Raw genomic sequence first — 9,495 nt, 5'->3', positions numbered from 1 at the left:
TTTCTGTTCAGCGGGATAAAAGAAGGAAAGCGGGGCGTGACAGGGGGGGACCTTTGTTGTTTTGTGTTCTGTGGTCCGGGGCCTCCCCCCCCCCCCCCCCCCCCCCCCCCCCTTTCTCTCCTCCCCCCCCCCCCCCCCCCCCCCCCCCCCCACGACGGCAGGGCACCGCTCAGGCGGCGACGCCGAGTTCCGTGCGGGTGCGGTGGATGAACTCGCGGACGGTCGGCTCGCGCCGCCAGGGGGCCAGGGCCGTGTTGAACTCGCGGACGTAGTCCAGGGCCCGGGCGGACTGGACCCGGGCGAGGATGTCGACGGATCGGTGGCCGAGTTCGAGACCGTGGTCGAGGTCGCGGGCCTGGAGATGGGCGGTCCCGACGATCGCGAGCCGCATGCCGACGGAGCGGGTGAACGCCCCGGTCGGCATCGCGGCGGCCTGCTTGTTCCAGGCCAGGGCGGCCTTGGGGTTCTTCAGGTCGCGGAAGACCTCGGCGGCATCCGCCGAGAGGCGGGCGTGGTGATAGAAGTCGATCCAGCCGGGCTCGTCGCCGCTGTCCGCCTTGGCCTGGCTCAGCAGGTCCTCGGAGGCGGCCAGGGCCCGGGAGGCGGCGCGGGCGTTGTTCTCGCGGGCGTGAGCGCGGGCCTCGATCAGCTTGGTGAACGCCAGCACTCTGGGGGCGGCCTGGCCCTTGGCCCGCTCGAAAGCTCCCTGGGCCATGTCGAGGGCTTCGGAGGCGAAGCCCCGCATCAGGGACTGCATGGCCATGGTGGTCAGGACATAGCAGCCGAGCTGCACGTCGCCGCCCGCGCGGGCCAGGCGGAGGGCCTGGATGAAGTGCCGTTGGGCGGCGTCGTGCTGACTGACGTCGAAGGCGGTCCAGCCTGCGAGCCGCGACAATTCGGCGGTCACGGAGAACAGTTCACGGCCGACGTCGTCGGAGAAGGTGCCCTCCAGCAGCGGGGCGGCCCGGTGTTCGAGGCAGTCGGTGACGGAGTTCGCCTTCCAGTTCCCGCCGCCGTATTTGGAGTCCCAATGTCGCGCGTGGTCGGCGGCTTCCCGCAGTTCGTCCAGGTCGGCACGGCCGACCTGCCCGCCGCCTTGGTGGTCGGCGGTCTCGTCGGCCGGGCTGACCAGCCAGCGGGTGACGGGGACGGCGAACGCGGACACGGCGAAGCCGGTGCCGGCCTGGTTGAGGAAGTCGCGGCGGTTCACGGAGCTCCAGAACATCGTGGCGACGCGGACGGCGTCGGCGGGATCCCTGGGGAAATCCAAGCCCACCGACGCGTCGATTGTCTCCGCCTCGCCCATACCGATTTCGACGAGGTTGACGGGCCGCCCCAGCCGTTCGCCGATCGCCTGGGCCAGCAGCCGGGGCACCGGCGGTTTCGGCGTCATGCCCCGGCGGCACCAGTTCGCCACGGAGGTGTGTGAGTAGTCGGTCTTTATCCCGGCCTGGTGGGCGAGCTGGTTGACGCGGTGGGCCAGGGACTTGTGGCTCGCACCGCAGGCTTCGATGAGCCGGGCCAGGTCCGCGTTGGGCGGACGGGTCCGGCGGACGGTCGATGCCACGACGTCCCCCCTGACCAGTTGCTGGAGTGTTGCGCACGCGCACTCACCCGGCTCCAGAAGTGGTACGCGAACGGCTGGGGACGTTCAGTCGTACGCGAACGCCGCTGGTGCACGAAGAGTCGTACGCGTTCCGCGTGTTGGGCCACCGAGGGTATTCCTCTGCGGGCCCGGGGTGAACCGCGTCTGCGAGTTGTGAGCCCCCCTGCGAGCCCTCCCCGGTCATCTCCCCGGCCGGTGTGATGAAGGCCCAGGCCACCGCCGGAACTGGCCAGGCTCCTTCCGGCGGTGGCCGCCGACAGGGCATCACCACTCACTCTCGGGGGTGAACCAGATGTGCGGAATCGCAGGACTGGCCGGACCGGACGCCCAGTGGCACCAGACGACCGTGAAGGCCATGGGCATCGCCCAGCACTACCGGGGCCCGGACGGCACCATGCACGAGGCCAGCGCGGACGGGCGGGCGGTGCTGGCCATGAACACCCTGCTGATCGTCGACCCGCTCGCTCACCCCGGCCCCTACCTGGACCGCGAGAGCGGGCTGCTGCTGGCCTTCAACGGCGAGATCTACAACTGGCGGACCCAGGCGAGGGCCTGGGGCATCGAGCTGGGCGAGAAGGAGACCGACGCCCACCTGGTCCTCAAGGCATGGGCGAAGCTCGGGCCTTCCTGCCTGGACGGGCTGGACGGCATGTTCGCCCTCGCGGTCTATGACCCGCGCGTCGGGCGGCTGTTCCTGGCCCGCGACCGGCTGGGGGAGAAGCCCCTCTACTGGCGCCTGGACGGCGGCCGGCTCGCGTTCGCCTCCGAGGTCACCACCCTGACCGGCTATGGCCAGGCCCCGCTGATCGTCCGCCCGGAGATGCTGGCCATCGAGACGCCGGTCGGCGTCGACACCCCCTTCCAGGGCATCCAGCTGCTGGCCCCGGCAAGCGTTCTGTCCTTCGACGTGGTGACCGGCTCGATCGAGCAGAGCATCTGGTGGCATCTGGAGGACCGGCTGCCGTTCGCGGGCGACTACCGCCAGGCCCTGGCCGCGTTCTCCGTCGCCCTGGCCGAGCAGATCCCGCTGAGGGCTCCGGGCTGCGACTTCGCGCTGCTGCTGTCCGGCGGCCTGGACTCTGCGGTCCTGGCCTACCTGATGCGGCCCCCGGTCTGCGTCACCGTCTCCTACCCCGGCCAGGACCGCCTGGACGAGTCCCAGGCGGCAGCGAGGATCGCGCGGGACATCGGGGCCGAACTGGTGGTCGTCGAGCCGGACCACATCGACTTCACCGACCTCCTGCCGCACATGATGTCCGCGCTGGACTACCCGATGGGCAACGCGTCCAGCTTCTCCGAGCACATGGCCTACCGGAAGATCTCCGACCTCGGGCTGAAGGTGGTGGTCGGCGGGCTCGGCCCGGACGAGTTCCTGATGGGCTACGTCCGCCATGCCCTGGTCCTGTTCGGCCCGGAGAAGGTCCTGAAGGCCGGGCTGGACGCCTACCGGCCGCTGGCCGCCAAACTGATGCACACTGCGGAGAAGGCCCTCGACCCCGTCGAGGCGGTCACCCGGCTGATCCTGCGCGGCCCGGACCCCGAGGACCGCATCCACGGCCTGGTCGCCGACGCGATTCAGCGGTCCGGGGGCGACCTGGCCAGGGGCCTGACGCTGGCGGACCTGGCGACGGCCTGGCGGCCCCTGGTGATGACGAGCGACAAGCTTGCCTCCGCCTACGCGTTAGAACGCAGGTCCCCTTACCTGGCCCGGAACCTGGTGGAGCTGTCCTACCGGCTCCCGGCCGACCACAAGATCGCTGACCCGGCGGCGGGCAAGCGGATCCTGCGGGACGCCGCGAAGGCCCTCGGGCTGCCCCGCGAGGTCTGGGCGAGCCGCGACAAGATCGGCTTCGCCTCCCCGGTCCCCACCTGGATCAACGGCCCCCTGGCCGCCTGGGCGGACGCTCAGATCCACACCGCCCTCGCTGAGGCCCCGCCCGCGCTCCGGCCGCTGCTGACGGGCGGGCTCAAGCCGGGCGGCCGCTTCGACCGCACCCGGATGCAGGCCCTCATGGCCGCCGCCTGGTTTCAGGACCAGACGGTGAGGGCTGCCGCATGATCGCCAACTCCCTTACTACCGTGGGCGGATGCACTCTGACACCACCCGCCCCACGGGCCCGGCCACCGCCCGCGGCGCGGTCGCCATCATCACCAACCGGCACGGCGACCTTCTGATGCACCTTCGCGATGACATCGACGGCATCGCCTGGCCCGCCCACTGGAGTCTGCTCGGGGGCGGCACCGACGACGGCGAGACCCCCGCCGGGACGATCGTCCGCGAGCTCGACGAGGAAGCCGGCCTCACCGCCCAGAACCTGACCGAGCTCTTCGAGATCCGCGATGAACACGGCTCCGGCCAGCTGATCACCTTCTTCGCCGCCGACTGGGACGGAGACGAGACCAGCCTCCCGCTCAGCGAGGGCGTCAAACTCCAGTTCTTCGCCCCCGAACACCTCGACATCCTCACGATCCCGCCGTTCATCCGCACCGGGATCCACCGCTGCCTGGCCGCCCGGCCCGCCTGATCCGTCCCCGGAAAGGGGCCGCCGGGCGGCGGCCCCTTCTGGAAGGACACCCCCGTCATGAAGCTCACCGTCGTCGGCTGCGGCTACCTCGGCGCCACCCACGCGGCCTGCATGGCCGAACTCGGCCACGAAGTCCTTGGCATGGACTCCGACATGGACAAGGTCGCCACCCTCAACTCCGGCAAGGCCCCGTTCTTCGAGCGCGACCTCGACGAGCTGCTGGCCAAGCACACTGCGAGTGGCCGCCTGAAGTTCACCGCCTCCTACGCGGAGGCCGCCCACTTCGCCGACCTGCACTTCATCGGCGTCGGCACCCCGCAGACCCCCGGCGCGGACGCCTACGACCTCACCCACCTCTTCTCCGCCGTCCGCCAGCTCGCACCTCGCCTCACCGGCCCGGCCGTCATCGCGGTCAAGTCGACCGTCCCGGTCGGCACCGCGCCCCGCGTCCGCGACCTGCTGCACGAGTTCGCCCCGGCCAGCGACCAGGTCGAGGTCGCCTGGAACCCCGAGTTCCTGCGCGAGTCGTTCGCCATCGAGGACACCCTCCGCCCCGACCGGCTCGTCCTCGGCTTCGAAGCCGAGCACACCTGGGCCGAGACCATGCTGCGGAAGTGCTTCGAGAAGATCATCGAGTCCGGGACCCCGACGATCGTCACCGACTGGGCGACGGCTGAACTCGCCAAGGGCGCCGCGAACTCCTTCGTCGCCACCAAGATCTCGTTCATCAACGCGATGGCCGAGATCTGCGAGAAGACCGATGCCGACGTCCACCAGCTCGCCGAGATCCTTGGCCACGATGCCCGCATCGGACGGGGCGGCATGCGGCCTGGCCTCGGCTTCGGCGGCGGCTGTCTGCCCAAGGACATCCGCGGCTTCATCGCCCGCGCCGGACAGCTCGGGGCCGGAGCGGCCACCGGCATCCTCCGCGAGGCCGCCGCCGTCAACACCCGCCGCCGCGAGGCCCTGGTCCACCTCACCCGCGAACAGCTCGACGGCGACCTCGCAGGCAAGCGGATCACCATCTGGGGCGCCGCCTTCAAGCCCAACACCGACGACATCCGCGACTCGCCCGCCCTCGCCGTCGCCCAGAAGCTGCATGAGCTGGGCGCCCAGGTCACCGTCACCGACCCCAAGGCCCTCGACAACGCCCGCAAAATGCACCCCGAACTTGACTTCATCGAGGACCCGATCGCCGCCGTCCAGGACGCCGACCTTCTCCTGCACCTGACCGAGTGGGCCGAGTTCGGCCACATCGACCCGCACCGCCTCGCCCGCCGCCCCACCCAGACCCTGGTCATCGACGGACGCGGCACCCTCAACCCCGACACCTGGCGCCAGGCAGGCTGGACCTACCGGGCCCTTGGCCGTCCCTGATCCCCAGGCCCACACTCACCCAGGGACTGACAGGGACAGACTTCCCGACAACCGACAGAAGAACGACATCACCGCAGACGGCCAGCACCCGGGCAGGGGCTGGCCGTCTGCGGTTGATGCTGACTCTCTTCCTCTACATAGAGTCACCAAGGCACCAGAAGAGCCAGAAGGTTAGAGAGGCTGACGCAACACGCACAGACTTGACAGGGAAGATGTGGGGCAGGGCGATGCCATGGTGCTGGCGGCGGGCGACGGCGCGGGGGTGGTGGTCGACGCGGGGCCCGACCCGGTGGCGGTCGACCGTTGCCTGCGCTCGCTGGGGATCACCCGGGTGCCGCTCGTCCTGCTCACGCACTTCCATGCCGATCATGTGGCGGGGCTGTCCGGGGTGTTGCGTGGGCGTGCGGTGGGGGAGATCCAGACGACGGGGTTCCAGGAGCCGCGGGAGCAGGTCGAGTCCGTACGGGACCGGGCGTCGGCCGCGCGTGTCCCCGTGACCGAGGCCGTGGCGGGGGAGCGGCGCCGCGCGGGCGCCGTGGAGTGGCAGGTGCTGTGGCCGTCGGCGGGGTCGGCGGGACCTGCCGCACCGGTGGGTTCGGCGGCCCGGCCGGGTTCGGTGGCCCCGTCCGGATCGGCGGGGCCGTCCAGGTCGGCGGGAGCGTCCGGGCCGGCGGGGTTCACCCTGCGTCCCGAGGGGCCGAACGACGCGAGCGTCAGCCTGCTCGTGCGGACGGGAGGGCTGAGCCTGTTGCTCCTCGGGGACCTCGAACCGCCCGCCCAGCGTGCTCTGCTGCGTACCCCGGCCGCCGCGTCGCTCGCCTCCGTGGACGTGTTGAAAGTCGCCCATCACGGCTCGGCCCACCAGCATCCGGATCTCCTGCGCAGAGTGGCGCCGCGCCTCGCGCTGATCTCGTGCGGTGCCGACAACTCGTACGGTCATCCCGCGCCCGTGACGCTGGAGGCGTTGCGGGCCGTGGGAGCGCAGGTGCTGCGCACGGACAGGAACGGTGCGATCGCGGTGGTGGCCTCGGGGTCGAGGACGGCACCACGGCTCGAAGCGGCCACCCGGCCGCCCTAGGGCCGCCCGCCGCCCTCACAGGCCAAGAGTGCGGCGACCCCAGGCACCCCACGTACCCAAGGCACCCCACACATCCCACGTACCCCACACATCCCACGCACCCAAGGCACCCCACGCACTCACCCGCTCCGGACGCAGGGAGGACTACCGCCGGGAACCGCGCCGTGAGCTTGCCCAACGTGGACGAGGCACAGACAAGATGCAGGCAGGACGCAGGCAAGACACAGAGGTGGGAGACCAATTCGGGCTACACGTGACAGTTCCCGGCGCATCGTCAGCATTCCCTTGATCTGGGTCCGTGTTGCGTCGAAAGCCGCAACGGTGATCGAATGCCCTTTCGTTGCAGTTTGCAGGTGTTGTCAAGTAGCGCGGGGGTGTGTCGCACGTGTTCGGCCGTTGGCTGGGAAACCGTACGAATCGGGCTGGACGGGTGGGGCCGTTGTCGGCGCTCACGGTTCCGTCGAGCGCGGGGGTGCTCAGCTGCCGGGTGCTCGACCCGGTCAATGAACCGGTGCGGAACGCGGAGTTCGCCGTCAGTGATGCCATGGGGCGCAAGGTGGTGAGCGGGGGCACGGACCCCTTCGGTTCGTTCGTCACGGCTGTTCCGGCCGGGGACTACCGGCTCGCGGTGTCGGCGGAGGGCTTCACCCCGTACCGGGCGAGCGCCACGGTCGCGGAGAACGCGCACGCCTCGCTCGGTGACGTCATGCTCCAGGTCGCCCAGCCGCCGACGCTGCCCGAGCCCGGCGACTGGGAGATCGACCCGCTGCACTCGTCGGTCGGCTTCACCGCGCGGCACATCGGACTCGCCCGCATCCGGGGCCGGTTCAACAGCTTCGCGGGTGCGATACGGCTGGGCGAGCGCGTGGAGGACTCGGCGATGCACGTCGTCATCGACGCGGCCTCCATCGACACCGCGGTCCAGATGCGCGACGACCACCTGCGTTCCGGTGACTTCCTCGATGTGGGGCGTTTCCCGACGATGGAGTTCTACAGCGACCGCTTCGTGCACAAGGGCGGCAGCCGCTGGGCGATATCGGGCGGCCTGACGCTGCACGGCGTGACGCGCACGGTCACGCTCGACACCGAGTACCTCGGGGTCGGCACGGGCCTGGAGGGCGAGACCCGCGTCGCCTGCCGCGCCTCCACCGAACTGCACCGCGACGACTTCACGATCACCTGGCAGACGATGCTCGCGCGCGGCATCGCGGCCGTCGGACACAGCATCACGATCGACCTGGACATCCAGATCATCCCGAAGAGCTGACCGACCGGCTCGAAGGGCTGGCCGACCGGCTCGACGAGCTGGACGGCCGTACCGATGAGCTGGCCGGCTGTCCCGAAGAACTGACCGACCGCGGCCTCCCCGGAGAGCCGACGCGCTAAGGCGTTTCCAGCCAGCCCTCGTGCTCGGCGGCCAGTTCGTCGAGCGCGGCCGGGTCGAGGCGGGAGTCGGGGTCCTCGACCACGACCAGCCACTGGGCGTCCTCGGCGTCGTCCTCGCCGGCCAGGGCGTCGCGGACGAGCTGGGGTTCCTCGGCCACGCCGAAACGGTCGGGGAGCTCTTCGGCCACCACCTCCGCGGCATCGCGGTCGGGCAGCACCAGGACATGTCGTACGTCGGTCACGGGCCCATTCTCCGACACGGCACGGAGGTGGCACCGGCAGGGCACGAGCCGGGCCGGACCAGGGCGGGAACCGCAAGCTGGGAGCGGGAGCGGGAGCGGGAGCCGGGAGCCGGCCGAGCGGGGCGGGCGTCAGCGCCGTGTGTCAGTGGTGCATGGGATGCTTGTCCGCGATGGCCAGGAAAGCAGCTAACGACGATCCGCTCGCTCCTCTCACGCTCGCCGTGGGGCAGGAGGACCTGCTCCTCGACCGTGCCGTGCAGCAGGTGGTCGCGGCCGCCCGCGCCGCCGACGCGGACACGGACGTGCGCGACCTCACCTCCGACCAGCTGCAGCCCGGCACGCTCGCCGAGCTGACAAGCCCGTCGCTCTTCGCCGAGCGCAAGGTCGTCGTCGTGCGGAACGCGCAGGATCTGTCGGCGGACACGATCAAGGACGTCAAGGCGTATCTCGGGGCGCCCGTCGAGGAGATCACGCTCGTCCTGCTGCACGCGGGCGGCGCCAAGGGCAAGGGCCTGCTCGACGCCGCGCGCAAGGCGGGGGCGCGCGAGGTCGCCTGCCCCAAGATGACCAAGCCGGCGGACCGGCTGTCATTCGTGCGGAGCGAATTCCGGACCCTGGGGCGTTCGGCGACGCCGGAGGCCTGCCAGGCGCTGGTCGACGCGATCGGCAGCGATCTGCGCGAGCTCGCCTCCGCGGTCTCCCAGCTGGTGGCGGACGTCGAGGGCACGATCGACGACGCGATCGTCGGGCGGTACTACACGGGCCGGGCCGAGGCCTCCAGCTTCACGGTGGCCGACCGGGCCGTCGAGGGCCGGACCGCCGAGGCGCTCGAGGCGCTGCGCTGGTCCCTGTCGACCGGTGTCGCCCCCGTCATGATCACCAGTGCGCTCGCGCAGGGCGTCCGGGCGATCGGCAAGCTCTCCTCCGCGCGCGGCGGACGTCCCGCCGATCTCGCCCGTGAGCTGGGCATGCCGCCCTGGAAGATCGACCGGGTGCGCCAGCAGATGCGCGGCTGGACCCCGGACGGCGTGGCCGCCGCGCTCACCGCGATCGCGGCCGCCGACGCCGGCGTCAAGGGTGGCGGTGACGACCCGGAGTACGCGCTGGAGAAGGCCGTGGTCGCCATCGCGAGGTCGCGTCGCTGAGATTGAGCCGATGCACCGGCCGGGCCCCGGCCCTCCGGCCCCCGGCCCTTCGGCCCCCGGGCCTCAGCCCCCCGGGGCCTCAGCGCCCCGGCCTCAGCCCTCCCCGGCTTCACGCCCCCCCCCGGGCCTCAGGCCC

At 71.2% G+C, this 9,495-nt stretch carries 7 protein-coding genes and 1 pseudogene; 6 read left to right on the top strand and 2 right to left on the bottom strand.

What is annotated here, in order from left to right; all coding sequences use genetic code 11:
• Nucleotides 1-169: 169 nt before the first annotated feature.
• The gene (locus ACZ592_RS38980; RefSeq protein WP_471586500.1) at nucleotides 170-1,567 is read right to left on the bottom strand and encodes a sporulation protein; all 1,398 of its coding nucleotides are present in this window, start codon (nucleotides 1,565-1,567) and stop codon (nucleotides 170-172) included.
• A 331-nt stretch (nucleotides 1,568-1,898) separates the two neighbouring features.
• Here ACZ592_RS38980 and ACZ592_RS38975 point away from each other — a divergent pair, with 331 nt between their 5' ends.
• From ACZ592_RS38975 to ACZ592_RS38955, 5 genes and pseudogenes are all read left to right on the top strand, one after another.
• A complete protein-coding gene (locus ACZ592_RS38975) occupies nucleotides 1,899-3,665 on the top strand; it encodes an asparagine synthetase B family protein (RefSeq protein WP_471586499.1) in 1,767 nt (588 codons plus the stop codon).
• A gap of 28 nt (nucleotides 3,666-3,693) precedes the next feature.
• The gene (locus ACZ592_RS38970; RefSeq protein WP_471586498.1) at nucleotides 3,694-4,131 is read left to right on the top strand and encodes an NUDIX domain-containing protein; all 438 of its coding nucleotides are present in this window, start codon (nucleotides 3,694-3,696) and stop codon (nucleotides 4,129-4,131) included.
• Nucleotides 4,132-4,188: 57 nt separating this feature from the next.
• On the top strand, nucleotides 4,189-5,508 hold the full coding sequence (locus ACZ592_RS38965; protein WP_471586497.1) for a UDP-glucose dehydrogenase family protein: 1,320 nt from the start codon (nucleotides 4,189-4,191) through the stop codon (nucleotides 5,506-5,508).
• Nucleotides 5,509-5,719: 211 nt separating this feature from the next.
• Nucleotides 5,720-6,586: pseudogene (locus ACZ592_RS38960) on the top strand (ComEC/Rec2 family competence protein); the annotation flags it as partial.
• A gap of 385 nt (nucleotides 6,587-6,971) precedes the next feature.
• Entirely contained in the window at nucleotides 6,972-7,853 is an 882-nt protein-coding gene (locus ACZ592_RS38955; protein ID WP_471586502.1) for a YceI family protein, read from the top strand.
• Nucleotides 7,854-7,968: 115 nt separating this feature from the next.
• Here ACZ592_RS38955 and ACZ592_RS38950 read toward each other — a convergent pair whose 3' ends face one another.
• A complete protein-coding gene (locus ACZ592_RS38950) occupies nucleotides 7,969-8,214 on the bottom strand; it encodes a hypothetical protein (protein WP_471586496.1) in 246 nt (81 codons plus the stop codon).
• A 170-nt stretch (nucleotides 8,215-8,384) separates the two neighbouring features.
• On the opposite strand from ACZ592_RS38950, the gene holA reads away from it, so the two are divergent.
• Complete coding sequence (gene holA, locus ACZ592_RS38945) at nucleotides 8,385-9,359, top strand: DNA polymerase III subunit delta (RefSeq protein ID WP_471586495.1); 975 nt, start codon at nucleotides 8,385-8,387, stop codon at nucleotides 9,357-9,359.
• Nucleotides 9,360-9,495: the final 136 nt, after the last annotated feature.

Source organism: Streptomyces sp. NPDC040622, assembly GCF_055593965.1.
Note: the sequence above shows the minus strand (reverse complement) of the source record. Positions and strands in the feature narration are given on the sequence as shown.